Genomic DNA, 25,133 nt, shown 5'->3' with positions numbered 1-25,133 from the left:
GGATCACGGCGCCACTCTCTGTGGCGCCGAGCTTAATCAGTTGGCGACTATGTTGACCAGCTTGCCCGGCACCACGATGACCTTGCGGATGCTCAGGCCTTCGGTGAAGCGCAGCACGTTCTCGTTGGCGCGGGCGGCGGCTTCGACTTCCTCGTGGGAGGCCGAGGCCGGTACTTCGATCTGCCCGCGCAGCTTGCCGTTGACCTGCACCACGAGGGTCAGGCTGTCCTGCACCAGGGCGGATTCGTCGACCTGCGGCCACTGCGCGTCGATGACCGCATCGGCGTGACCCAGGCGCTGCCACAGCTCATGGCTGATGTGCGGGGTGATCGGCGCCAGCAGCAGGGTGACGATTTCCAGGCCTTCGTGCACCAGCGCGCGATCCTGTTCGGTCGCGGTGGCGGCCTTTTCCAGTACGTTCATCAGCGTCATCACCTGGGCGACGGCGGTGTTGAATTTGTGGTGCTGACCGATATCGTTGCTGGCCTGCTTGATCGCCAGGTGAATGGCACGGCGCACGGCCTTCTGCTCATCATTCAGGCCGGCGACATCCAGCTTGCCCGGCAGACCGGCGCTGACATGGCTATGAGCCAGGCGCCAGACGCGGCGCAGGAAGCGGTTGGCACCCTCGACGCCGGCATCCGACCATTCGCAGCTCTGATCGGGCGGCGAGGCGAACATCATGAACAGGCGGCAGGTGTCGGCGCCGTAGGCGTCGATCATGTCCTGCGGGTCGACGCCGTTGTTCTTCGACTTGGACATCTTCTCGGTGCCGCCGATTTCCACCGGCAGGCCGTCGCTCTTCAGCTTGGCGCCGATGACCTTGGCCTTGGCGTCACGCTCGACGATGACGTCGGCCGGGTTGAACCAGTCCTTGCCGCCGTTTTCCAGGGTGCGGTAATAGGTCTCGGCGACCACCATGCCCTGGGTCAGCAGGTTCTTGAACGGCTCGTTGGAGGACACCAGGCCCTCGTCTCGCATCAGCTTGTGGAAGAAGCGTGCGTACAAGAGGTGCAGGATGGCGTGCTCGATGCCGCCGATGTACTGATCCACCGGCAGCCAGTGGTTGGCAGCGGCCGGGTCGACCATGCCGCCCTCGTAGTTCGGGCTGGCGTAGCGGGCGAAGTACCAGGACGACTCCACGAAGGTGTCCATGGTGTCGGTTTCGCGCTTGGCCGGGGCGCCGCATTTCGGGCAGTTGCACTCGTAGAACTCGGGCATCTTCGCCAGCGGGCTGCCTGCGCCATCCGGCACCACGTCTTCGGGCAGCACCACCGGCAGCTGGTCTTCCGGCACCGGTACGTCGCCGCAGGCGTCGCAATGGATGATCGGGATCGGGCAGCCCCAGTAGCGCTGGCGGCTGATGCCCCAGTCGCGCAGACGGAACTGGGTCTTGCGCGCGCCGTGCGCAATGGCTTCCAGATCACCGACGATGGCGTCGAACGCGGCGCTGAAATCCAGGCCGTCGTACTTGCCGGAGTTGATGGTGGTCAGGCCGGCCTTGTCGCCGTACCAGTCCTGCCAGGTGCTGGCGTCGTAGTCCTTGCCTTCGCCGGTGTAGACCTGGGTGATCGGCAGGTCGTACTTGCCCGCGAATTCGAAGTCGCGCTCGTCATGCGCCGGCACGGCCATCACCGCGCCTTCGCCGTAGCCCCAGAGCACGTAGTTGGCGACGAATACCGGCAGCTTGTCGCCGGTCAGCGGATGAATGACGAACTGGCCGGTGGCCAGGCCCTTCTTCTCCATGGTGGCCATGTCGGCCTCGGCCACGGAGCCAGCCTTGCACTCGGCGATGAAGGCTTGCAGCTCGGCGTTGCTTTCGGCAGCGCGCTGGGCCAGCGGGTGTTCGGCGGCCACGGCAACGTAGGTCGCGCCCATCAGGGTGTCGGGGCGAGTGGAGTAGACCTTGAGCTGGCCGTCGATGCCGATGCTGGCGACGTCGTAGTCGAACACGATGTCGGCACCGAAGCTCTTGCCGATCCAGTTGCGCTGCATGGTCTTGACCTGCTCGGGCCAGCCATCGAGCTCATCCAGGCTGCTCAGCAGCTCTTCGGCATAGGCGGTGATCTTGAAGTAGTACATCGGGATTTCGCGCTTCTCGATCAGCGCGCCCGAACGCCAGCCACGGCCGTCGATGACCTGCTCGTTGGCCAGTACGGTCTGGTCCACCGGGTCCCAGTTGACGGTGCCGTTCTTGCGGTAGATCACGCCCTTCTCGAACAGGCGGGTGAACAGCCACTGCTCCCAGCGGTAGTAATCCGGCTTGCAGGTGGTGACTTCGCGCGTCCAGTCGATGGCCAGGCCCAGCGATTTGAGCTGGGACTTCATGTAGGCGATGTTCTCGTAGGTCCACTTGGCCGGCGCTACCTGGTTTTTCATCGCCGCGTTTTCCGCCGGCATGCCGAAGGCGTCCCAGCCCATCGGCTGCAGCACGTTCTTGCCCTGCATGCGCTGATAGCGGGCGATCACGTCACCGATGGTGTAGTTGCGCACGTGCCCCATGTGTAGCTTGCCGCTGGGGTAGGGGAACATCGACAGGCAGTAGAAGGTGTCCTTGCCCGGCTGTTCGCTGACGACGAAGGATTTCTGCGCGTCCCAGTGGGACTGCGCGGCGGCTTCTATTTCACGGGGCGAGTACTGTTCGTGCATGGCTCTGGCGCTGAAGGAATGGGGCTTTTCGGAAAACGTCGTAGCATACATGAGCGCCGTCTATCGAGGGAAACCCAGTTTGCGCTGCGTCCGCCGTTTGTCGCGGCGCCGGGCTGCACGCACGGCCTTCGCTAAGCTTGATTCAAGGCCCGCAGTTTTCAGGGCTTGCGAGGTGTCTGATGGTCGATGCACGGCAGGCGGAACGGAGTGGTGGCCTTTACGAGCGGCTACTGCACAGGCTTGCCCTGGCGCTGGAGGAAGCCGACACCGCCAGTCGCCTGCACGCAGAGCCGTTACGCGAACTTGAGCTCGATGGGCTGAGCCCGGCGGAGCTGGAGCTGATTCGCGCCTATCTCAACCGCGATCTGCACTGGCTGCGTGGTTGGCACGCGGCTGCCGAGGAGCTGGCGCTGATCCAGCGCCAGCCGTTACGCAGTGCCAAGTCCGCGGGCGGCAAACCACTGGGCAAGCTCAAACCCCTGATGAAGCGCCGCCAGGCGCTATGTTGCGCACTCTGCGGTGCGCCAGTCAACTGGCATCGCGGGCAAGATGCGCGAGCCTGCCAGGCCTGTGGTTCGAAGCTGTTTCGCAGCGGCAGTTCGCGCTAGAGCGCATTGACCGCAACTGCGGCTGGGCTTGGTGTCTCGCCTGATTTTCTGATCAGCTGTTAGGCTTGGGCGCCCGGGAGGTGCCTGATGCCGATTCGCTACATCCTCAAACAACTGCTGATGCCACCAGGCATTCTGCTTCTGCTGATGCTGCTGGGTTGGTGGTTGCGCCGCCGCTTTCCGCGGTTGGCAGGCGTCTGTTTCGTCACGGGTTTTGGAGGGCTCTGGCTGATGAGCCTACCGGCGGTGATGCAGTGGAGCGCGGGTTTGCTTGAACGTGAGCCGGCGCTGGAAGAAGCGCGATGGGCGACCCTGGCGCAGCGCGCCGACGCCATCGTGATTCTCGGCGCCGGGCGTGAGCAGAACGACCCGGGCTGGGGTGGAGCCGATCAGCCTGGGCTGATGGCTTTGGAGCGCCTGCGCTATGCCGCTCGCCTGGCGCGCGCATCCGGCCTGCCAATGGCCGCCACCGGTGGCCTGCATTATGGCCAGCCGCCTAGTGAGGCGGCACTGATGGCCGATGCGATGAAGCGCGATTACGGCCTGGAGATTCGTTGGCTGGAGGAGCAGAGCCGCACGACCTGGGAGAACGCGGTGTTGAGCGCCGATTTGCTGCAGCCGCAGGGCGTGCGTCGTGTGGTGCTGGTTACGCAGGCCTGGCACATGCCGCGTTCCCGCTGGAGTTTCGAGCAGGCCGGCTTCGAGGTGATCAGTGCGCCGATGGGCTATCTCAGCGCCGGCTATGCACGCCCACTGGGCGGCTGGCTGCCGGAATCGCGGGTGATCTGGCAGAGCAGTCAACTGCTCAACGAGGCCATCGGGCTGTTGGCGTATCCCATTGTCTACGGTAAGCAGTAGGGTGTACTCGCCGCAGGCAGTCCGCCTGCGGATTCTGCGTTCCGAGGGGTGGCGGGCTGCTCGCTTCGCTCGCGAGACCGCCCTACACCGTCTTGGCCATGCGGCTGGCCAGCAAGGCCCAGCCCAACAGCATTGCGCAGAGGATCGCCAGTGGCCAGGTGCGCCATTGCAGGTAGGGCGTGAGCCCCTGCATCGGCTCCACCTCGCCATACAATACGCCGCGTTCGAACTGCGGCAAGGCGGACTGGATGCGCCCTTGTGGATCGATGATCACCGTCATACCGTTGTTGGTGGCGCGGATCATCCAGCGCCCGGCTTCCAGTGCGCGCATCTGCGCCATCTGCAGGTGCTGCAGCGGGCCGATGGAGGTGCCGAACCAGGCATCGTTGCTCACCGTCAGCAGGATGTCGCTGTCCGCCGCCAGTGCCGCCGCGAACTCCGGGTAGACCACTTCGTAGCAGATGAACGGCGCGATACGATGCCCCTTGGCCAGCAGCGGTGATTGGTCACTCGGGCCGCGGGCGAAGTCGGACATGGGCAGGTCGAAGAAAGCGATCAAGCCGCGCAGCAGGTCTTGCAGCGGCACGTATTCACCGAACGGCACCAGCTTCTGCTTGAGGTAGGTACCCTGGCCTTCGCCAAAACTGGTGATCGCATTGTAATAGCGAATCTCCCCGCGTTCGTTGGACTGACGCACCGGTACGCCGGTGATCAGCGCGCTATTGCGGTCACGGGCGAAGCGATCCATCACGCCGATATAACCCTGGGCCATGTCCTTGAGCACCGGGATCGCCGTTTCCGGCCAGACCAGTATGTCGACCTGCTTGGCGCTGAAACTGAGGTCGCGGTATAGCGCGAGCTGCGCGTTGAGCTGGGCCGGGTCCCATTTCATGTTCTGTTCGACATTGCCCTGCACCAGGGCGACGGTCAGGCTGTCGCCTGCTGCGCGGGTCCACTCGTGCCCCTTCAGGGCCAGGCCGGTGAGCCAAGGGGTCAGCAGCAGAAGCAGGGCGCAGACGTAGCGTGGCTTGTGCGCACGCAGGCGCTCCAGGTTGATGATCAGCGCCGCTGACAGGGCGATGAGGAAGGATGCCAGCCAGACGCCACCGACCGGTACCAGACCACTCAACGGCCCCTCGAGCTGGCTGTAGCCGGCGTAGAGCCAAGGGAAGCCGGTGAGGAACCAGCCGCGAAACACCTCCTGAGCGACCCACAGCGCGGCGAACGCCAGGGCGTCGGCCAGCGGCGCTTCGCTGCGGCGTATCCAGCGTGCCCAGAGTGCGGCAGTCAGGGCGAAGAACAAGCCCAGCCCGGCGACGAAGCCCAGGGTGAGAATGCCGGCCAGCGCTGGCGAGGCGGCGCCGTAGTCATGGATGCTGACATACACCCAGCTGGTGCCAGCGGCGAACAGGCCGAAACCGTAGCTCCAGCCGCGCAGCGCTGCCTGGCTGGGGCGTAGATGGCGCAGGCCGAGATAGAACAGGGCAATGGACAACACGGCCAGTGGCCAGAGATCGAAAGGGGTGAGCGCCAGAGTGGTCAAGGCGCCTGCGCCGCAGGCGAGCAGGTGGCCGGGCCAGCCCGGACGAGTGATCCATTGCAGCATGGGGTGATCCTTGGAGTCGGGGTGGCGCAAGGGTAGAGCGGAAATGGCGCGGGGGGAAGCGGCCGCCCTCGCTGGGCAAGGGCGGCTGAGACTCAGCGGCTGACCGGAGTCAGGCGCAGCAGATGGATACGGCGGCTGTCGGCATTGAGTACGCGGAAACGGAATTCGCCGATCTCGGTGACTTCGTTGCGCTTGGGCAGGTGGCCGAAGGCGTTCATCACCAGGCCGCCGACGGTGTCGTACTCGTCGTCGGAGAACTGGCTGTCGAAGGTCTCGTTGAAGCTGTCGATGGGGGTCAGTGCCTTGATCAGGTAGTCGCCGGAGGGTAGCGGCTTGATGTAGCCGTCTTCCTCGACGTCGTGCTCGTCCTCGATGTCGCCAACGATCTGCTCCAGCACGTCTTCGATGGTCACCAGGCCGGCGACGCCGCCGTATTCGTCGATGACCACGGCCATGTGGTTGTGGTTGGCGCGGAACTCGCGCAGCAGCACATTCAGGCGCTTGGACTCGGGCACGAAAGTGGCCGGTCGCAGCAGGTCCTTGATGTTGAAGTTGGGCTGCTCGCCCTGCAGGATCAGCGGCAGCAGATCCTTGGCCAGGAGGATGCCAATGACGTCGTCGAGGCTTTCACCGATCACCGGGTAGCGCGAGTGCGCGGCGTCGATGATGGCGGGAAGGAATTCACGCGGGGTCTGGCTGGCCTTGATGCTGATCATCTGCGAGCGCGGCACCATGATGTCGCGTACCTGCAGGTCGGCGACCTGGATGGCGCCTTCGACGATGGCCAGCGCTTCGCTGTCGAGCAGCTTGTTCTGGTGGGCTTCGCGCAGGACTTCCAGCAGTTCCTGGCGGTTTCTCGGCTCATGAGCAAAAGCCTGGGTCAGCTTGTTGAACCAGGACTTCTGCTCGTTGCTCGATCGGTCTTCGCTCATGGCGTTTTACTCGGGGTCCTTGTCAGGAGAAGTTGTTGGCTGCGTGCGCGTTAGCTTTTGCAGGCGCGAATTCATTCGCGATTTTTCTACAGGACGTGCCATGCTTAACGCGAACATAGCCAAGTCATGCGTCGCCGGCATACGGGTCGGGATGACCCAGTTCGGCGAGCAATTGTCGTTCCAGTTCTTCCATCTCGAGGGCTTCGTCTTCCTCGATATGGTCATAGCCCAGCAGATGCAGGCAGCCGTGGATCACCAGGTGCGCCCAGTGTGCTTCCAGCGTTTTGCCCTGCTCGGCGGCTTCGCGTTCGACCACCGGCACGCAGATCACCAAGTCGCCCAGCAGCGGGATGTCGAGGATGCCCTCGGGAATCTCGGCGGGAAACGACAGCACGTTGGTGGCGTAGTCCTTGTGCCGCCAGGTGTGATTCAGCTCGCGGCCTTCGGCCTCGTCGACCAGGCGGATGGTCAGCTCCGAATCGGCCGTGCGTTGGCGCAGGGCCAGTTCGCACCAGCGGCGCAGTTGCGCCTCGTCCGGGTGCTGGCCGTCAGTGGCCGGTTGCAGGTCGAGCTCAAGCATCGTGGCTGTCGCCCTTGCCGTTCAGGCGTGCATCGTGGCGCTCGTAGGCTTCGACGATGCGCTGCACCAGCGGGTGGCGCACCACGTCCTTGGGCTTGAAGTGAGTGAAGCTGATGCCGGGCACATCACGCAGCACTTCGATGACGTGCGCCAGGCCGCTCTTGGTGCCGCGTGGCAGGTCGACCTGGGTGATGTCGCCGGTGATCACCGCGGTGGAGCCGAAACCGATACGGGTGAGGAACATCTTCATCTGCTCGACGGTGGTGTTCTGACTTTCGTCGAGAATGATGAAGCTGTTGTTAAGCGTACGGCCGCGCATATAGGCCAGCGGCGCGATCTCGATCACCTGCTTCTCGATCAGCTTGGCCACATGGTCGAAGCCGAGCATCTCGTAGAGTGCGTCGTACAGCGGGCGCAAGTAGGGATCGATCTTCTGTGCCAGGTCACCGGGCAGGAAGCCGAGCTTCTCGCCCGCTTCGACCGCAGGGCGTACCAGCAGGATGCGGCGCACCTGCTCGCGCTCCAGCGCGTCCACCGCGCAGGCCACGGCCAGGTAGGTCTTGCCGGTACCGGCCGGGCCGATGCCGAAGTTGATGTCGTTGTCGAGGATCGCCTTGACGTAGCGCTGCTGGTTGGCACCACGCGGCTTGATCACGCCCTTCTTGGTGCGCAAGGTCACCTGCGGCAGGTTGCTCGGGTTGACCAGTTCCTCGACGCCGGATTCCTGCAGATACAGGTGCACCAGGTCGGGCGACAGCTCGGTGGCTTTGGTTTCGCGATACAGCTTGCGCAGCAGCTGCTCGGCGGCCTGAGTCTTGTCGGCGCTGCCGAGCATCTCGAACTGGTTGCCACGGTTGCGGATTTCCAGGCCGAGGCGCTCTTCGATCAGGCGCAGGTGCTCGTCGAACTGGCCGCAGAGGTTGGCGAAACGGCGGGCCTCGAAGGGTTCGAGGGTGAAACGATGAGGTTCTAGAGAGGCGTTCAAGGTGATGGTGTGATCGTCACTTGTCTGAGTAGTGAAAGGCAGCATAACGCCGGTCGCTCGTGGCGCAAAGCCCGGTTGGCGAATGCCGTGGAAAGAGCCCCCTGCATGGCATCTCGCAACTATTTTGGGAAGCGGGCTTGTCCGCGAGTGTTATCCGGAAACATTCGCGGACAAGTCCGCTCCCACCGCGATGGAGTCGCCCGGTGGGAGCGCGTATGCCTCAGTGCAGCGTCTGTTCATCGAGCAAAGTACCGCGCAGCGAATGCGGCAGGGCGTCGTCGATGAACACGTCGACGAACTGGCCGATCAGGCGCGGGTTATCGCAGCGGAAATTGACGATGCGGTTCTGCTCGGTACGGCCCTGGAGCATGCCCGGGTCTTTCTTCGAGTAGTCGCTGACCAGGATGCGCTGCACCGTGCCGACCATGCGACGGCTGTTCTCGAAACCGTTCTGGCTGATGCGGTGCTGCAGCAGAGCCAGGCGCTGTTTCTTAACCTCGTCCGGAGTGTCGTCGACCAAGTCGGCAGCCGGGGTGCCTGGGCGTGAGCTGTAGATGAAGGAGAAGGAGAAGTCGAAGCCGACGTCCTCGATCAACTTCATGGTCTGCTCGAAATCCTTCTCGGTCTCGCCGGGGAAGCCGACGATGAAGTCCGAGCTGATCAGGATGTCCGGCACGGCAGCGCGCAGCTTGCGGATGCGCGACTTGTACTCCAGCGCGGTGTGGTTGCGCTTCATCGCCGCGAGGATGCGGTCGGAGCCGGACTGTACCGGCAGGTGCAGGTATTTCACCAACTGCGGAATCTCGGCGTGGGCCTGGATGATCGCATCGGAGAACTCCAGCGGGTGGCTGGTGGTGTAGCGGATGCGTTCGATACCGTCGAGGGCCGCCACGGCATGCAGCAGCTCGGCGAAGTCGGCGATATGGCCATCCGGGGCTTCGCCGCGATAGCCGTTGACGTTCTGCCCCAGCAGGGTAACTTCCTTGACGCCTTTCTCGGTCAGCGAGGTGATTTCCATCAGCACGTCGACCAGCGGGCGGCTGACTTCCTCGCCGCGGGTGTAGGGCACCACGCAGAAGGTGCAGTATTTGCTGCAGCCTTCCATCACCGAGACGAAGGCGCTGGGGCCGTCGACGCGCGGTTCGGGCAGGCGGTCGAATTTCTCGATCTCGGGGAAGCTGATGTCCACCTGGGCGGTCTTGGTCACGCGTGCGGCGTCGATCATTTCCGGCAGGCGGTGCAGGGTCTGCGGGCCGAATACCACGTCGACATAAGGGGCGCGGTCGCGGATCGCCGCGCCTTCCTGGCTGGCCACGCAACCGCCGACGCCGATCACCAGGTCCGGGTTAGCCTGTTTCAGCTCGCGCCAGCGGCCGAGCTGGGAGAACACCTTGTCCTGCGCCTTCTCGCGGATCGAGCAGGTATTGAGCAGGATCACGTCGGCTTCTTCGGGTTTTTCCGTGACCTCCAGGGCCTGATGCTCACCCAACAGGTCGACCATGCGCGAGCTGTCGTACTCGTTCATCTGGCAACCGTGGGTTTCGATATAGAGCTTCTTGGTCATGGCACTGTCTGAGGTGGTTAAAAAATGACCGCGCATTATAGGGGAGAGGTGCGCGGCAGGCTACAAGCTTGCGGCTACAGGCAGGCGCGTGGTCGTCCATCCCCGCGTTGCATCCGGGCTACGCGTGCGGCGCTGTGCTATCCTGCGCGCCCCGTTTTTCCTGCCTTCGAGTCTCCATGAGCAAGCGCGACCCCATCTACAAGGTGATTTTCCAGAACCAGGGCCAGGTGTACGAGATGTATGCCAAGCAGATCTTTCAAAGCGATCTGTGGGGCTTTCTGGAGGTGGAGGAGTTCGTCTTCGGCGAGCGCAGCCAGCTGGTGGTCGACCCCAGCGAGGAGAAGCTCAAGGCGCAGTTCGAGGGTGTGGTGCGCAGCTTCGTGCCGATGCACGCGATCATCCGCATCGACGAGGTGGAGCGCCTGGGCACGGCGAAGATCAGCGAGGCCAAGGGCGGCGGCAACGTGATGCCATTCCCCATGCCGATGCCGGACAAATAAGCGACAAGTTGCAGTCAGGTAGGGTGGGCCGGGCGGCGTTCCGCTTCAGCCCACCAGTCTACTTGGTGGGCTGAAGCCCACCCTACAGATGAAGCGGATCGCCGCCCGTTTTAAGGCAGCGGCGCGAAAGGTGAGCGACCTTCAGCTGTCTGCAGTTCGAGCAGGTAGCTGCGGAAGATCTGCCCCAGTACCTGGCTGGCGATTTCCAATTCATCGCGACGCATCTGTGCCGATACCACATCAGCGCTGTCCATGGCTTCGTCCGAGCCATTGACCGATGCCATCTTCAATACGATGTAGGCCTGCACGTTGTTGGCCGGTACGCCTTCGCCACGGAAGAACATGGTGCCCAGGCGCAGTTGCGCTTCGGCGTGTCCTTGCAACGAAGCGCGCTCGAACCAGGTCAGGGCCTGCTTGAGATCGCGCGGGGTGCGTTTGCCGTCGTAGTAATACTCGCCCAGCTCGAAGGCGGCCTGCATGTTGCCGGCGCGCGCCATTTCCTGGCAACTGGCCAGGGCATCGGGCATTTCTTCGGGAGAGGCGTTCAGCGCACAGCTGCCGCTGGCGGGGATCAGCAGGGAGTTGCCGCCTGCGAACGCAAACAGCGGGAGGAAAAGCAACAGGCAGCCCAGGGACAGGGTGCGGCCGGTGCGGTTCATCTGGATAACGGGACCTCGGCAGTTCAGGGCGGGTGTCGTGCCCGGTCGGCGCAAAACGTGCCGACCGTCGCATTATGAATAAACCGCGCGCTTGTTACAAAGGCTGTTTGTTCGCGTTTCCTGGCAGGCTTAACAGCAGCCATGCCAGCAACAGATAGGCCGGTATCAGCAGCACGTGGAAAAGGTCGATACGGCGCAGCGGTCCGATCACGCCCTCGGTGCCGACCGCCAGGCCGGCCAGTAAGAACAGGCCCACCACAACAACTGCGCTGATCGCTGGCGCCCGGCGCGGCCATTGGACTGCGCCGGCATAGAGAATCAGCACCAGCGTGGCCAGGTTCAGCGCCAGGCGGTAGTCCTCCAGGTAGCCCATCTGGCGGAACAGCTCGAAGAAGGCGCACAGGCCGAGGACGATGCGCCCCCAGTTCGGCCGACTCCAGGCCCAGCCGCGCCCCAGCGCCAGTGCCGCGGCGCCGAGCAAAGGCAGCCCGAGAAAGCTGCTGGCCTGCGAAAGCCACAGATGCGCAGCCTGCCAGCTTGGATCGAAGCCGTAACGAATCATGCCGACGCAGGCCGCCGCAGCCGGCAGCAGGAAGCCAAGCAGGGCGCAGAACAGCGCCGGCTGATCGCCCTCGCCGTAGCGCCCGCGTGCCCGGCCGATCCATACGACGCAGGCGGCGCAGGCCAGGGCCAGCAATGCATCACTGAAGGCAGTGCTGTATTGCATCAGGCTTTTTTCAGCTCGGCGAAGGCGCGCTCGGCGGCGGCGAAGGTAATTTCCAGCTCCTTGTCGCCATGGGCGATGGAAGTGAAGCCCGCTTCGAAAGCGCTCGGCGCCAGGTACACGCCACCTTCCAGCATCAGGTGGAAGAAGCGGTTGAAGCGCGCGCTGTCGCTGGCCATCACGTCGGCGAAGGTGACGATGTCGTCGGCGCCGCTGAAGTACAGGCCGAACATCGCACCAGCCTGAGTGGTGACGAAGGGAATGCCGGCGGTATCGGCACGCTGTTGCAGGCCGTCGAGCATGCGCGTGGTGTAGTCGGTCAGCTCGGCGTGGAAGCCGGGACGGCTGATCAGCTTCAGCGTGGTCAGACCGGCGGCCATGGCCAGCGGGTTACCCGACAGGGTGCCGGCCTGGTAGACCGGGCCGAGCGGGGCGATGCATTCCATGATCGCGCGCTTGCCGCCGAAGCAGCCGACCGGCATGCCGCCACCGATGATCTTGCCGAAGGTGGTCAGGTCCGGGGTGACGCCGTAGTGCGCCTGTGCGCCGCCAAGGGCGACGCGAAAACCGGTCATCACCTCGTCGAAGATCAGTACCACGCCGTGCTTGTCGCACTGCTCGCGCAGGCCTTCGAGGAAACCCGGTGCCGGCGGTACGCAGTTCATGTTGCCGGCCACCGGCTCGACGATGATGCAGGCGACTTCATTACCTACCTGCGCCAGGCACTCGGCCACGGCGTCGATGTCGTTGAACGGCAGGGTCAGGGTGTGCTTGGCGAAGGCTGCCGGTACGCCCGCGGAGTTCGGCACGCCCTGGGTCAGGGCGCCGGAGCCGGCCTTGACCAGCAGGCTGTCGGAGTGACCGTGGTAGCAGCCTTCGAACTTGATGATGCTGTCGCGGCCGGTGTAGCCGCGGGCCAGGCGGATGGCGCTCATGGTCGCCTCGGTGCCGGAGCTGACCATGCGGACCATCTCCATCGACGGCACCAGCGAGCAGACCAGCTCGGCCATTTCGGTTTCCAGCGCGGTCGGCGCGCCGTAGGACAGGCCGTGCTCCAGCTGACGACGCACGGAATCGAGCACGTCCGGGTGGCTGTGGCCGAGAATCATCGGGCCCCAGGAGCCGACGTAATCGACATAGCGCTTGTCATCCTCGTCCGTCACATAGGCGCCTTCGGCGTGCTTGAAGAACAGCGGCGTGCCGCCGACGCTGCGGAAGGCGCGCACCGGCGAGTTGACGCCGCCGGGGATGTGCTTCTGGGCGTTGGCGAAGAGGATTTCGGAGCGGGACATGGCAGGTTCTCTCTGAAAGGGGATCAATCGAACAGCGCGGCGAAGGCGCGGGCGCGGTCTTGCACCTCGAGGGCGGAGTCCGCGGCGAACAGGGCGTGGATCACGGCGATCATGCTGGCGCCACGGGCGATCAGGCCGGGTGCGGTTTCCAGGGCCACGCCACCGATGGCGACGATGGGCTGGGCAAAGCGCGTGCGTGCCTGATCCAGCAACTCCAGGGTGGCCGCCGGAGCACCGGGCTTGGTGTTGGAATTGAAGAAACGGCCAAAGGCGATATAGCTGGCGCCTTCGGCGACGGCACGCTCGGCCAGTTCCAGCTGGGCATGGCAGGTGCCGCCGATCACGGCATCTGCGCCGAGGCGGGCGCGGGCGGCGGCCAGCGAACCGTCGGTCTGGCCCAGATGCAGGCCGACACCCAGGCGCGCAGCCAGTTCCAGGTCATCGTTGATGATCAGCGTAGCACCATGGCGTTGGCACAGCTCGGCCAGGGCCTGCGCTTCATCGAAACGGCGCAGCGCATCGGCGGATTTGTCGCGATACTGCAGCAGGCGCGCGCCGCCTGCCAGCGCCGCTTCGGCGTAGGGCAGCAGCTTGCCACCGGCCAGCAGCGGTGTGTCGGTGATGGCGTAGAGGCCGCGAAGATTCACGAGCAGAAATCCAGCGGCAGGCGGCGCGGCACGTACTGGCCGTGGCCGGGTTCTTCGGCGTCGCGCAGGGTGCGCCAGGTGTAGTCCAGGGCACTCTTCACAGCGCTGACCAGCTCTTCGCCCAGCGCCAGGCGGCCGGCCAGGGTGCTGGCCAGGGTGCAGCCGGAGCCATGGTAGCTGCCCGGCAGGCGTGCGCAAGTAAAGGTGTGGCGGCTGCCATCGCGGCTATAAAGGCGGTTGTGCACCTCGACCTCGTCGCCATGACCGCCGGTGATCAGCAGGTGCTCGATGAAGGGCAGCAGCTTCTCGGCGCATTCGTCGGCACTGCCCTCCGGCAGATCGGCGAGGATGCGCGCCTCCGGCAGGTTCGGCGTGGCGATGGTGGACACGGCGAACAGCCGTTCACGCATGGCGTAGCCGACGTCGTTCTTGCCCAGCGAACCGCCGCCGCCGGCACGTAGCACCGGATCGCAGACCAGCGGTACGCCCGGCAGCTGGCTCATCACTTCGAGCACGTTCTCGACCATTTCCACCGAGCCGAGCATGCCCAGCTTGACGGCGGCCACGGGCATGTCGGCGATCACGGCGCGGGCCTGGGCCAGCACCCAGTCACGGTCGAGCACACGGAAGTCGGTGACGTTGACGGTATCCTGCACGGTCAGGGCGGTCACCGTCGGGGCGGCGTGGCAGCCTTGAGCCAGCAGGGCTTCGATATCGGCCTGCAGGCCGGCACCACCGCTGGGGTCGTGACCGGACATGCACAGCACTACGGGGCGGGAGTTTGGCGTTTTCATGGTGCGCGAGCTTATCACTAACCACCCGTCAGACGCTGCATGGCATGGCGCTGGGTTTGTCGTCCGGATTGGCCTTGGCCAGCCGGTAAATGGCATCATGCGCGCCCTGCCGCCTTGCCCGACTGCCTCCGATGACGTTGCGTACCTGCCTGATCATGATGACCGCCCTGGCGGTGATCACCGATAACCTGATCATTCCTTTCTATCCCCAGTACTTCGCCGAGCGCTTCGGCAACCCGCCTGAGCAGCATGTCGGCCTTTACCTGGCGGTCGTCAGCCTGGTGGTGATGTCGGTGTTCCCGCTTTGGGCGCGTCTGGCCAAGCGCGTGCATCCGGTGCGCATCCTGATCAGCGCGCAGCTGATGGCCGGCAGCCTGACCGCTGCCTGCTATTTCATCGACTCGCTGCCGCTGTTCTGGGTGGTTTCGCTGCTGATGGTGGTGTTCAAGGGCAGCTACCTGCTGATGTACCCCTACGTGATGAGCCTGCAGCAGCAGGACAACCACACCCAGACCATCGGCACGCTGTCGGTGGTGGTGCACTTCGGTGCCATCCTCGGCGCCGCGCTGGGCGGGCTGATCCTGCAGGTCATGAACATCGGCGACGTGTTTCTGGTGATGGCGGCCGGCGATTTCATCCAGATGGCCATCTGCATGCATCTGGTGCGCGGCTATCTGCCGGCGCCGGGCGAGCAGCCGGCGAGCGAAGAGGCGCCGGTAAAGAACGAGGCGCGCAGCCTGCCGGCCATCTATCGCTTGTGCCTGGTTATGTTGCTGTTCTACTTCGTCGGCTACGTCACGCGGCCTTTCTTCGCCGTCTACTGGCAACAGGTGGCGCAGTGGAACAGCGAGATGGCGGCCGGCTTCGTCTATGCGCTGCCTGGCGCGGTCGCCGTGGCGGCGCTGTGGTGGGGGCGTCGTGCGACCAAGCAGGGCAACACCCGTGACGGCATCCTTGCCGGTTTGCTGCTCGGCGCGGCGGCGACCTTCATTCAGGGTTTCGGCGACCAGTGGCTGATCCTGCTCGGGCGTGTGCTGTTCGGCTGGGCGCTGTATCAGGTCACGGTGCGCCTCGATGCGCTGCTGTTCGAGCTCAGCTCGCCTGAGCACTACGCCGTGGACTTCAGCAAGATCAACATTTTCCAGTGCCTGGGCAACATGGGCTCGGCCTATGGCGCGGGGCTGCTGGTCAGCCATTACGGCCAGGCCATGCCGTTCTGGGTCGGCGCTGCCGGCCTGCTGCTGACTGCGGCGCTGTTCCCGTTGCTGGTGCGCAAACCCAGGGCGGCGTAAGACTTTTAGTGGCGAATGATAATTTGATGCAGGTGTGTATCGATGATTAAATTCGCCCTTCGCCGCTGCCGTCGTCCGGGTTCACCGCGATGCAATATCCCCCACGTCCATTGATTCGCCGTCGCCTGTTGTGGCCTGCCGCTTTCGGCCGGGCGCGGATTGGTCTGTCCAGGGAGCTGGTGCGAGCATGCTGACGTTGCGCGATATCGAGGTGCGCCGTGGCGAGCGGGTGACGCTGGCGCTGGACGAGTTGCACCTGGAGGGTGATCGCTTCACCGTGATCCTCGGCCACAACGGTTCGGGCAAGTCGACCCTGATGAACCTGCTGGCGCGGCAGTTGCAGCCGACCCAGGGTTCGCTGCAGCTCGACGACAAGCCCTTGCAGCGCTTCTCCGATCGCGATTTCGCCCGGCGCGTGGCCTTCCTGCCGCAGCATCTGCCCGATGTCGCCGGCCTGACCGTGCGTGAGCTGGTGCGCCTGGGGCGCTTTCCCTGGCGCGGGCTGCTCGGGCGCTGGCGCGCCGAGGATCATGCCGCCATCGACCAGGCGCTGGCGCAGACCGATGTCGCCCATTACGCCGACCACCTGGCCGACAGCCTGTCCGGCGGCGAGCGCCAGCGGGCCTGGATCGCCATGCTGCTGGCCCAGCAATCGCCGCTGCTGTTGCTTGACGAGCCGACCTCGGCGCTGGATCTGGCCCACCAGTACGAGCTGATGGGCCTGCTGCGCCAGCTCAACCGTGACAGCGGGCGCGGCGTGGTAGCCATCCTCCATGACATCAACCTGACCGCGCGGCATGCCGACCGGGTGATCGCCCTCAAGCAGGGGCGCATCTTTTTCGACGGCAGCCCGGACGAGTTGCTCAGTGGGCCGCTGCTCAGCCAGCTTTACGAGATCGACATTCAACTGATCGAGCAGCCCGGCAGCGCACGCAAGATCGCCGTGGTGGCCTGAGCATGTCGGCCGTTTCGGCGCCGTCACGCCATCTTCTGACGTTTTTCCTGTTATTGCCTCTGGCGCTGCTGCATCTTTGGCTGGCAGCGGACCTCGACCCGCTCGAACTCTGGGCCATGCTCGGCGCTGCGGGGCAGAGCTTCGAGAGCCTGCAATTGCAGTTGTCAGCATTACCACGGCTGAGTATGGCCGTGCTGGTGGGCGCCGCGTTGGGGCTGTCCGGCAGCCTGTTGCAGCAGATCACGCAGAATCGCCTGGTTTCGCCGATGACCATCGGCGCCTCGTCCGGTGCCTGGCTCGGTCTGGTGCTGGCAACCCTGTTGGTGCCGGCCTTTGCTGCCAGTCATGGCCAGTGGGCGGCACTCGGCGGGGCGCTGGCGGCGGTCGGCCTGGTGCTGCTGATCGCCGGGCGCAGCGGCATTGGCGGCCTGCCGCTGGTGCTTGGCGGCATGGCGATGAACTTGCTGCTCGGCGCACTGGCCGCCGGGCTGGTGCTGATCAACAACCAGTACACCCAGGGGCTGTTCGTCTGGGGCGCGGGAGACCTGGCGCAGATCGACTGGCATTGGGTGCAATGGCTGTGGCCCAAGCTGCTGCTGGCCGTACCGCTGCTGATCCTCGCGCCGCGGCCGCTGAGCCTGTTGCAGCTGGGTGGCGAGGCAGCCCAGGGGCGCGGGCTGGCCCTGTGGCCGGTGATGCTGATGCTGTTTCTGGCCGCGCTGTGGTTGTGCGCGGTGTCGATCACAGCGGTCGGCTTGATCGGCTTCATCGGCCTGCTCACGCCCAATCTGGCGAAGATGCTGGGTGCCCGCACGGCGCGCGACGAGCTGGCCTACAGCTCGCTGCTCGGTGCCGTTTTGCTGTTGACCACAGACGCCCTGGCGCTGCTGGCCAACCAGCTTAGCGGCCAGTTGGTGCCCAGCGGCGCGGCTGCAGCGCTGATCGGCGCCCCGGTGCTGTTGTGGCTGGCGCGTCGGCATCTGGCGGCTGAGGACCCGCATGGCTTGCAGCTGCCCGCCGGCGCCGAGCGCTTTGGCTGGCGTGGTGCGCTGTGGGTCGGGCTGCTGGCTGCAGTGGCGCTGACACTGGCTCTGGGGCTTGCACGCGGCCTCGATGGCTGGCGCCTGGAATGGCCGTCGGCACTGGTCTGGTCGCTGCGCTGGCCGCGCGTGCTCACCGCCGCTTCGGCCGGTGCAGGGTTGGCGATTTCCGGCCTGCTGTTGCAACGCCTGCTGCGTAACCCGCTGGCCAGCCCGGATATCCTCGGCCTGTCGGCCGGTGCCACGCTGGCCGTGATGCTGGCGCTGATTCTGTTCGGTGGTGCGGTCTTCGGCGCGGTCGCACCGCTGGCGGCGTTCATCGGCAGCCTGGTGGTGCTGGCGGTGTTGATGCTGCTGGGCCGACGTCACCATTATTCGCCGGCATTGATGGCGCTGCTGGGTATTTCCCTGGGGGCGCTGCTCAACGCCGCGCTGCAGTTCGTGCTGGCCAAGGGCACTGGAGATTCCTTCGCGCTGCTCGGCTGGCTGGCCGGCTCCACTTACCGTGCCACGCCGGCGCAGGCGCTGTGGCTGACCCTCGGCGTGCTGCTGTTCGGCGCGTCGGCATTGGTGTTCCACCGCGCGCTGACGCTGATCGGCATCGGCGATGGGGTTGCCGCCAGCCGCGGCCTCAATGTGCCGCGGCTGCGCCTGGCGCTGCTGGTGCTGGTGGCGCTGCTCTGCGCGCTGGTCACCAGCCTGCTCGGGCCGGTGGCATTCCTCGGTTTGCTGGCGCCGCATATCGCGGTGATGCTCGGGACGCGCCGCGTGGCGCCGCAGTTGTTGCTCGCCGCTGCGCTGGGCGCTGTGCTGATGCTGCTGGCCGACTGGGTCGGGCGCACGCTGATCTTCCCGTTGCAGATTCCGGTGGGCATCGTCGCCTCGGTGCTGTGCGGCGGGTATTTCGTTTTTCTCCTGATACGCGGGAGGCTGGCATGAGGCAGTGGCTGCTGGGCGCGTTGCTGCTCTGGCTGGCACCGGCCTGGGCTGGCGACGCGCCACGTGTGGCTGCACTGAGCTGGGAGGCCACCGAGCACCTGCTGATGCTCGACGTGACGCCGCTGGCCGTGGCCGATGCTGGCGACTACCGCGCCTGGGTGGTGCGGCCGACGCTGCCTGACCAGGTGCCATCGGTCGGCTCGCGCCTGGAGCCCAACCTCGAGTTGCTGGCCGAACTGCAGCCGCAGCTTATCGTCATTCCGCCCTTGCTCGAAGACATCCGGCCACTGCTCGAACGCATCGCGCCGGTCCAGGTGTATCAGGGCTTCAGCCAGCAGCACGACAACCTGCAGGCGCAGCGCGAAGCCTTTCTCGACCTGGCGCGTGCGCTCGGGCGCGAGGCATTGGCCGAACAGCGCCTGCAGGCCATGGAGGCCGAGCTGGCGCAGTGGCGCAAGCGCTTGCAGGCTCACTATGGCGAGCGCCTGCCGGCGGTCACGGTGATCCGCTTCTCGTCGCCGACGGCGGCCTTCATCAACGGCCCCAACTCCATGCCGCAGCACGCGCTGACGTTGCTCGGCCTGCAGCCGGCGATGCAGCTGGCACCGAGCCCGTGGGGCATCACCCAGGTGCCGATCACCGCACTGGGGCGCATCGAGCAGGGCGTGGTGCTGCATATCGAACCCTTCGCCCAGGAGGCGCAGCTGTTCGCCTCGCCGTTGTGGCAGGCGATGCCCTTCGTGCGCGAGCGGCGCTTCGCCGGGATGCCCTCGACCTGGACCTATGGCGGGGTGTTTTCACTGCAGTACCTGGCCGAGGCCATTGGCCAGGCAATGCTCAAACTGCCGCCTGAATCTGGCAAAGCGCCACGCCAGCCCCTAGAGTAGGGCGATTCGAATACAAGTCTGCCGTGCGTGACGACATCATCGATGGGGTAATGGGGTCCCGATGTCGTTCGACAGGGCTCGTGGGGTCGTATGCACCGGCTGCTCCTGCTCTTCTTGAGCCTCGTTTTCTGCTCGCTCGCGAGCGCCGTTACCTTCGACGAACAGATGCGCATGCTGCCATTGGGGCAGAGCATGTACGTGTTCGAGGACGTGCGCGGCGACGCCAGCATCGACGACGTCGCCTCGCCGGCCGTGCAGGGCAGCTTCCGCCTGCATGACAAGCCCGTACTCAACGCCGGTTATTCGCGTTCGGTGTTCTGGTTGCGCCTGGATTTTGAATATCGCCCCGTGCAGGCGAAGGGTGACCGAAACTGGCTGCTGGAGCTGGCCTACCCGCCGCTCGATCATCTCGAACTCTATCTCCCCGCCAGGGACGGTCGCTTCGCCCTGGCCCAGCGCACTGGCGATGCGTTGCCGTTCGACAGCCGGCAGATCCGCCAGAACAACTACCTGTTCGAACTGAACCTGGAGCCGGGGCAGGTCAAGCGCATCTACCTACGCCTGGAAAGCCAGGGGTCGATCCAGGCGCCGCTGACCTTGTGGGCGCCCAACGCCTATCTGGAAGAGCAGCCCGGGCGCATCTACGTGCTCGGCATCATCTACGGCGTGCTGCTGGTGATGCTGGTGTACAACCTGTTCATCTTCCTCAGCGTGCGCGACACCAGCTACCTCTACTACATCCTCTACATCGCCTCGTTCGGCCTTTATCAGGTATCGGTCAACGGTGCCGGCATCGAGTTCTTCTGGCCCAACAGCCCATGGTGGGCCAACGCCGCCACGCCTTTTTTGATCGGCTCGGCGGCCCTGTTCGGCTGCCAGTTCGCGCGCAGCTTCCTGCACACCGCCGAGCACAGCCCCTGGGTCGATCGCCTGCTGCTGCTGCTCATGGCCTGCGGCGCCGGGGTGATGATCCTGGCGCTGTGCATCAGTTATGCAACGGCGTTGCGCCTGGCCACCTACCTGGCGTTGCTGTTCACCGTGGCGATCTTCGCTGCCGGTATCCTTGCCTGGCTGCGCGGCATGCGCGTGGCGCGCTACTTCATCTTCGCCTGGACCGCCTTTCTTGTCGGCGGCATCGTCAACACGCTGATGGTGCTGGGCTATCTGCCCAACGTCTTTCTCACCATGTACGCCAGCCAGATCGGTTCGGCGCTGGAGGTCAGCCTGCTGTCGCTGGCACTGGCCGATCGCATCAACGCAATGAAGGAAGAGCGCGCGCGCATCCTCCAGGAGGCCGGGCGCAAGCTCGAGGAACTGAACCAGGAGCTGGCCGACAGTAACCGCTTCAAGGACGAGTTCCTCGCCACCGTGACCCATGAGCTGCGCACGCCGATGAACGGCGTGATCGGCTCGCTGGAGCTGATGCAGACGGTGAAGATGGATGTCGAGCTGGAGCAGTACCAAAAGACTGCCGCCACATCGGCGCGCGACATGATGCGCATGGTCAACGACATCCTCGCCCTGACCGAGCTGCAGGCCGGCAAGCTCTATCCGCGGCGCGAGGCGTTCAGCCTGCGCGGCCTGTTCGACGGCCTGCGTGCGCAATACGCGCCGCGCGCCGAGGTTAAGGGGCTGATGTTCACTCTGGAGTTGGACGATAGTTTGCCCGACACCCTGGAAGGCGATGCCACCAAGCTGGCGCAGGCCCTGGGCTACCTGCTGGACAACGCCATCAAGTTCACCAGCGAGGGCGGTGTGACGCTGCAGGTCGGGCGTGCCGGCAGCCAGGGCAGTCATCTGCCGCTCAGCGTGGTGGTCAGCGATAGTGGCATCGGCTTCGTCCAGGGCGAGGGCGACCTGTATCAACGTTTCCACCAACTTGACGGCTCCATGACCCGCAAGTACGGCGGCCTGGGCATCGGCCTGGCGATCTGCCGGCAACTGGTCGATCTGCTTGGCGGTAGCCTCAGCCACGAGTCGCAGCCCGATGTCGGCAGCCGCTTTCGCCTCAACGTGCCGCTGACGCTTCCGGAGCAGCAGGCGATGCCGGTTGCGCGCCCATCGCGCTCGCCGAGTGGCGTGGCGCTGCGTCAGGCGCAGCAGTGCACAGTGCTGATCGTCGAGGACAACGCGATCAACCAGTTGGTGACGCGCGGCATGCTACTCAAGCTGGGCTACCGCGTGCGCACCGCCGACAACGGGGCCGATGCGCTGGAGCTGCTGCGCGGTGAAAGCGTCGATGCCGTGCTGCTGGACTGCCAGATGCCGGTGATGGATGGCTTCGCCACCTGCCGCGCGATTCGCGCGCTTCCCGGTTGTGACGAGCTGCCGGTGCTGGCGATTACCGCGCACAGCCACAGCGGTGACCGCGAGCGCTGCCTGGCCGCGGGCATGAGCGACTATCTGGCCAAGCCGGTCAAGTTCGACGAGCTGCGCGTGCTGCTGCACGATTGGGTGTTGTGCAGGCCGCCCGCCGTCTCCTAGCGCTGCGCCTGCATAGGGCGGGTGCAACCTGCCGTGGAGGCCATGCAGGTCTATTACCGACCCATGTCTGCGGTCGTTGCACCAGGTACTTGTGCTTGGCCGCGACAAGTCCTTCCGCGCTATCGACGGCTTTGGCTCAACCTGTCTAGCGATGTCCGTTCGGCCGCAGATTTGGCCGGATCGTCCCTTTAGCCATGATCTGAATCCTGATTCACTGTTTGGCAATGAATCAGGATTCAGATCATGGCCTACCGCATCACCGAAGCGCGAATCGACCGCGACCAGGCTCAGCGCCAGCGCATTCTCGGCTGTGCGCTGGAGCGGGTCAGTGCCGGTGGTTTCGCCGCCCTGACCATGCAGGCGCTGGCCGACGACGTTGGTATCGCCACCGGCAGCCTCTATCGCCATTTTCGCAGCAAGGGCGAGCTGGCCGCCGAAGTCTTCGCCGCGGCCAGTCAGCGTGAAGTGAATGCCCTGGCTACCGCCTTGCGCGGGCCGGGAAGCGCCAGCGAGCGCCTGCGCATCGGCCTGGAGCAGTTCGCCGCCCGCGCCTGGTATAGCCGCCGCCTGGCCTTTGCGCTGATCGCCGAGCCGGTCGATCCCGAGGTCGACGAGCAGCGCCTGCTCTATCGCGAAGCCTACGCCGAACTGTTCAGCGACCTGCTGGAGGAGGGCGTCGGCGTCGGCGAGTTTCGTGTCGAGCCGATCGGCTTGGTCTCCGCCTGCCTGGTCGGTGCCATTGCCGAGGCCCTGGTCGGGCCGCTGTCTCCGCCTGCCCGCGCCGCGCGCGAAGCGGGTCGACCCACTCTGGAGCTGGCGCAGGTCAGCGCCAGCCTTGTCACCTTCTGCCTGCGCGCCGTGGGCGCCGAGGAGCACACGCGATGAAACCCAGCCTGCACGCCGAAACCCATGAGGTGTTCAACCAGGTGCCGAGCCTGGACGGCGCCAACCTCTATCGGCTCGACTTGCCGCTGCAGGAGTGGGTTCGCCGCTACGATGGCGCCTGGGCCGATGAGCGTTTGAGCGCCTATGGTGCCCTGGCCGGCGGCGCGCTGATGCAGGCGGGCTTTCTCGCCAACGAGAACAAGCCGGTATTCAAGAGCCATGACCGCTACGGCAACCGCATCGACCTGGTGGAATTCCACCCGGCCTATCACGAGCTGATGCGCACGGCCATCGAGCAGGGCCTGCCGTCGCTGCCCTGGACCGACCCACGCGCCGGTGCCCATGTCGCCCGCGCCGGGCTTTCCTATCTACACAGCCAGGCCGAGTCCGCCAGCGGTTGCCCGCTGACCATGACCTTCGCCGCGGTGCCCGCCATTCGCCTGCAGCCCAACGTGGCCGAGCAGTGGCTGCCGAAGATACTTGCCACCGAGTACGACCCGCGCAATCTGCCGATGGAGCAGAAGGCCGGCGTCACCATCGGCATGGCCATGACCGAGAAACAGGGCGGCACCGATGTGCGCGCCAACACCACCCGCGCCTATCCCATCGGTCTCGGCGGGCCGGGGCAGGGCTACGAGCTGGTCGGCCACAAGTGGTTCTGCTCGGCGCCGATGTGCGACGCCTTCCTCACCCTGGCCTACACCGACAAGGGGTTGAGCTGCTTCCTGCTGCCGCGTCACCGCCCGGACGGCACGCGCAACGCGTTCTACATCCAGCGCCTGAAGAACAAGCTGGGCAACTGGGCCAATGCTTCCAGCGAGGTGGAGTACCGCGGCGCCTTTGCCTGGATGCTCGGCGAGGAAGGGCGCGGTGTGCCGACCATCATCGAGATGGTCGCCATGACCCGTTTCGATTGCATGGTCGGTTCCAGCAGCCTGATGCGCCAGGCGCTGACCCAGGCCGCGCACCACTGCGCGCATCGCCAGGTGGGCGGCAAGATCCTCGCCGACCAGCCGTTGATGCAGAACGTGCTGGCCGACCTGGCCCTGGAGAGCGAAGCCGCGCTGGCGCTGTGCATGCGCATGGGCCGCGCGCTCGACCATCTGCATGACGAGCAGGAAGACAAGTTCGCCCGTCTGGTCACCGCCGTGGGCAAGTACTGGATCTGCAAGCGCGCGCCGGAAATGATCTACGAGGCCAGTGAGTGCATGGGCGGCGCCGGCTACGTTGAGGAAACCATCATGCCGCGTCTGTACCGCGAAGCGCCGGTCAACTCGATCTGGGAAGGCTCCGGCAACGTGCAATGCCTAGACGTGCTGCGCGCGTTGTCCAAGGAGCCGGGCGTACTCGATGCGCTGTTCACTGAATTGGGCGACGGTCATGGCGATGCTCGCCTGGAGACGCATATTCAGCGTCTGAAAGCCGATTTTGCCGATACCGCCGACATCCAATACCGCGCCCGCCAGCTCACCGAAGACGTGGCCGTGGCACTGCAGGCCAAGCTGCTGCTGGAGGCGGGCAACAGCGTGGTCAGCGACGCCTTTATCGCCAGCCGCCTGGGAGGCCGCGGCCGGGTCTACGGCACCCTGCCGCGCGGCGTCGACGTCGACGCGCTGCTGGCGCGCAGCACGCCACATCTGCTTTGATGTGGCTGCGATCTTTAACAAGAAAAAGTTGGTGGGTTTTTAGCGGCTGATTTTTCCCTTTTGGAACAATTGGTTACGCTAAGAGTGTTCCCCGCGCCAGCGGGGATGAACCGCGGTGGCAGATGGCGTGCCATACGCGCATTTCGTGTTCCCCGCGCCAGCGGGGATGAACCGTGACCACTACGGCGCGCCATCCACGAGGAAAGGTGTTCCCCGCGCCAGCGGGGATGAACCGCACCGCCACCGTCAGCGAGGTCGCCATGTAGTGTTCCCCGCGCTAGCGGGGATGAGCTAGCGCAGTGGCCGCATATCGCTGATTGACCGTGGTGTTTTCTGCGTGCGCGAAGAGGGCTGAGCGATCAGTCTGGCCGCTGTTTTTTAGCCAGACGGGCGAGTAATCTGGCGGCCGATGGTTCTGCGTACACACCTGTGACGCGGATGAAAAGGGAACAGGATGCGGCGAATTTCGCCAATGCCCTGGCTGCCCCCGCAACTGTAAGCGGCGAACGATGCCCGGATGCCACTGACTTCGGTCGGGAAGGCGGGCGAAGTGCCAAGCCGTGAGCCAGGAGACCTGCCATCGGCAACGGGCGTTTCGCCCATCCTT

The 25,133-nt window shown here is 65.2% G+C and carries 21 protein-coding genes, 1 CRISPR repeat array and 1 riboswitch; of the genes, 10 read left to right on the top strand and 11 right to left on the bottom strand.

Translation table 11 applies throughout. The features are described 5' to 3' along the window. Positions 1-36 precede the first annotated feature (36 nt). On the bottom strand, positions 37-2,649 hold the full coding sequence (gene leuS, locus P3C50_RS16035; protein ID WP_275546777.1) for a leucine--tRNA ligase: 2,613 nt from the start codon (positions 2,647-2,649) through the stop codon (positions 37-39). A 179-nt stretch (positions 2,650-2,828) separates the two neighbouring features. Here leuS and P3C50_RS16030 point away from each other — a divergent pair, with 179 nt between their 5' ends. Then, a complete protein-coding gene (locus P3C50_RS16030) occupies positions 2,829-3,257 on the top strand; it encodes a hypothetical protein (RefSeq protein ID WP_275546776.1) in 429 nt (142 codons plus the stop codon). An 87-nt stretch (positions 3,258-3,344) separates the two neighbouring features. Then, complete coding sequence (locus P3C50_RS16025) at positions 3,345-4,115, top strand: YdcF family protein (protein WP_041980595.1); 771 nt, start codon at positions 3,345-3,347, stop codon at positions 4,113-4,115. 82 nt (positions 4,116-4,197) lie between these two features. Here the strand turns inward: P3C50_RS16025 and lnt are convergent, their stop codons facing one another. From lnt to miaB, 5 genes are all read right to left on the bottom strand, one after another. After that, the gene (lnt, locus tag P3C50_RS16020; protein WP_275546775.1) at positions 4,198-5,721 is read right to left on the bottom strand and encodes an apolipoprotein N-acyltransferase; all 1,524 of its coding nucleotides are present in this window, start codon (positions 5,719-5,721) and stop codon (positions 4,198-4,200) included. A 92-nt stretch (positions 5,722-5,813) separates the two neighbouring features. Continuing rightward, positions 5,814-6,653: an HlyC/CorC family transporter gene (locus P3C50_RS16015; RefSeq protein WP_013717162.1), complete on the bottom strand. Its 840-nt coding sequence runs from the start codon at positions 6,651-6,653 to the stop codon at positions 5,814-5,816. Between the two features lie 124 nt (positions 6,654-6,777). Continuing rightward, positions 6,778-7,233, bottom strand: a complete 456-nt coding sequence (ybeY, locus tag P3C50_RS16010) for an rRNA maturation RNase YbeY (RefSeq protein WP_275546774.1) — start codon at positions 7,231-7,233, stop codon at positions 6,778-6,780. Then, a complete protein-coding gene (locus tag P3C50_RS16005) occupies positions 7,226-8,218 on the bottom strand; it encodes a PhoH family protein (protein ID WP_197855493.1) in 993 nt (330 codons plus the stop codon). The genes ybeY and P3C50_RS16005 overlap by 8 nt, the downstream gene beginning before the upstream one ends. Positions 8,219-8,438: 220 nt before the next feature. Next, a complete protein-coding gene (gene miaB, locus P3C50_RS16000) occupies positions 8,439-9,782 on the bottom strand; it encodes a tRNA (N6-isopentenyl adenosine(37)-C2)-methylthiotransferase MiaB (protein WP_197855492.1) in 1,344 nt (447 codons plus the stop codon). A 176-nt stretch (positions 9,783-9,958) separates the two neighbouring features. Here miaB and P3C50_RS15995 point away from each other — a divergent pair, with 176 nt between their 5' ends. Next, positions 9,959-10,282, top strand: coding sequence for a DUF1820 family protein (locus P3C50_RS15995; protein WP_197855491.1), 324 nt, complete (start codon positions 9,959-9,961; stop codon positions 10,280-10,282). 110 nt (positions 10,283-10,392) lie between these two features. Here P3C50_RS15995 and P3C50_RS15990 read toward each other — a convergent pair whose 3' ends face one another. The 5 genes from P3C50_RS15990 to P3C50_RS15970 form a co-directional block, all read right to left on the bottom strand. Then, on the bottom strand, positions 10,393-10,941 hold the full coding sequence (locus P3C50_RS15990) for a tetratricopeptide repeat protein (RefSeq protein WP_275546773.1): 549 nt from the start codon (positions 10,939-10,941) through the stop codon (positions 10,393-10,395). Positions 10,942-11,035: 94 nt separating this feature from the next. Then, positions 11,036-11,668 (bottom strand): DUF6962 family protein, encoded by a 633-nt coding sequence (locus P3C50_RS15985; RefSeq protein WP_275546772.1) that lies wholly within the window; start codon positions 11,666-11,668, stop codon positions 11,036-11,038. Beyond that, entirely contained in the window at positions 11,668-12,957 is a 1,290-nt protein-coding gene (gene hemL, locus P3C50_RS15980) for a glutamate-1-semialdehyde 2,1-aminomutase (protein WP_275546771.1), read from the bottom strand. The genes P3C50_RS15985 and hemL overlap by 1 nt, the downstream gene beginning before the upstream one ends. 23 nt (positions 12,958-12,980) lie before the next feature. Beyond that, complete coding sequence (gene thiE, locus P3C50_RS15975; RefSeq protein WP_275546770.1) at positions 12,981-13,604, bottom strand: thiamine phosphate synthase; 624 nt, start codon at positions 13,602-13,604, stop codon at positions 12,981-12,983. Continuing rightward, positions 13,601-14,398 (bottom strand): hydroxymethylpyrimidine/phosphomethylpyrimidine kinase, encoded by a 798-nt coding sequence (locus P3C50_RS15970; protein ID WP_197855486.1) that lies wholly within the window; start codon positions 14,396-14,398, stop codon positions 13,601-13,603. The genes thiE and P3C50_RS15970 overlap by 4 nt, the downstream gene beginning before the upstream one ends. Positions 14,399-14,529: 131 nt before the next feature. Between P3C50_RS15970 and P3C50_RS15965 the strand changes: the two genes are divergently transcribed. The 7 genes from P3C50_RS15965 to P3C50_RS15935 all read left to right on the top strand — a co-directional run bounded on the left by P3C50_RS15965 (position 14,530) and on the right by P3C50_RS15935 (position 24,526). Then, positions 14,530-15,690, top strand: coding sequence for an MFS transporter (locus P3C50_RS15965; protein WP_275546769.1), 1,161 nt, complete (start codon positions 14,530-14,532; stop codon positions 15,688-15,690). Positions 15,691-15,877: 187 nt separating this feature from the next. After that, positions 15,878-16,645, top strand: a complete 768-nt coding sequence (locus tag P3C50_RS15960) for an ABC transporter ATP-binding protein (RefSeq protein ID WP_275546768.1) — start codon at positions 15,878-15,880, stop codon at positions 16,643-16,645. Positions 16,646-16,647: 2 nt separating this feature from the next. Further along, complete coding sequence (gene fhuB / locus P3C50_RS15955; protein WP_275546767.1) at positions 16,648-18,624, top strand: Fe(3+)-hydroxamate ABC transporter permease FhuB; 1,977 nt, start codon at positions 16,648-16,650, stop codon at positions 18,622-18,624. Then, positions 18,621-19,511 carry an ABC transporter substrate-binding protein gene (locus tag P3C50_RS15950; RefSeq protein WP_275546766.1) on the top strand — a complete coding sequence of 297 codons (891 nt, stop codon included), beginning with the start codon at positions 18,621-18,623 and terminating at the stop codon, positions 19,509-19,511. Before fhuB ends, P3C50_RS15950 begins: the two co-directional genes overlap by 4 nt. Before the next feature lie 90 nt (positions 19,512-19,601). Continuing rightward, positions 19,602-21,995: a hybrid sensor histidine kinase/response regulator gene (locus P3C50_RS15945; protein ID WP_275546765.1), complete on the top strand. Its 2,394-nt coding sequence runs from the start codon at positions 19,602-19,604 to the stop codon at positions 21,993-21,995. A gap of 243 nt (positions 21,996-22,238) precedes the next feature. Next, a complete protein-coding gene (locus P3C50_RS15940; RefSeq protein ID WP_275546764.1) occupies positions 22,239-22,880 on the top strand; it encodes a TetR/AcrR family transcriptional regulator in 642 nt (213 codons plus the stop codon). Further along, positions 22,877-24,526, top strand: a complete 1,650-nt coding sequence (locus P3C50_RS15935) for an acyl-CoA dehydrogenase family protein (protein WP_275546763.1) — start codon at positions 22,877-22,879, stop codon at positions 24,524-24,526. The genes P3C50_RS15940 and P3C50_RS15935 overlap by 4 nt, the downstream gene beginning before the upstream one ends. Positions 24,527-24,610: 84 nt before the next feature. Beyond that, positions 24,611-24,820: a CRISPR direct-repeat array (repeat unit 29 nt; unit sequence GTGTTCCCCGCGCCAGCGGGGATGAACCG). 99 nt (positions 24,821-24,919) lie between these two features. Further along, a riboswitch (cobalamin riboswitch) is annotated at positions 24,920-25,123 on the top strand. Positions 25,124-25,133 lie beyond the last annotated feature (10 nt).

The organism is Pseudomonas sp. Marseille-Q0931, from assembly GCF_940789645.1.
Classification (GTDB): domain Bacteria; phylum Pseudomonadota; class Gammaproteobacteria; order Pseudomonadales; family Pseudomonadaceae; genus Aquipseudomonas.
Note: the sequence above shows the minus strand (reverse complement) of the source record. Positions and strands in the feature narration are given on the sequence as shown.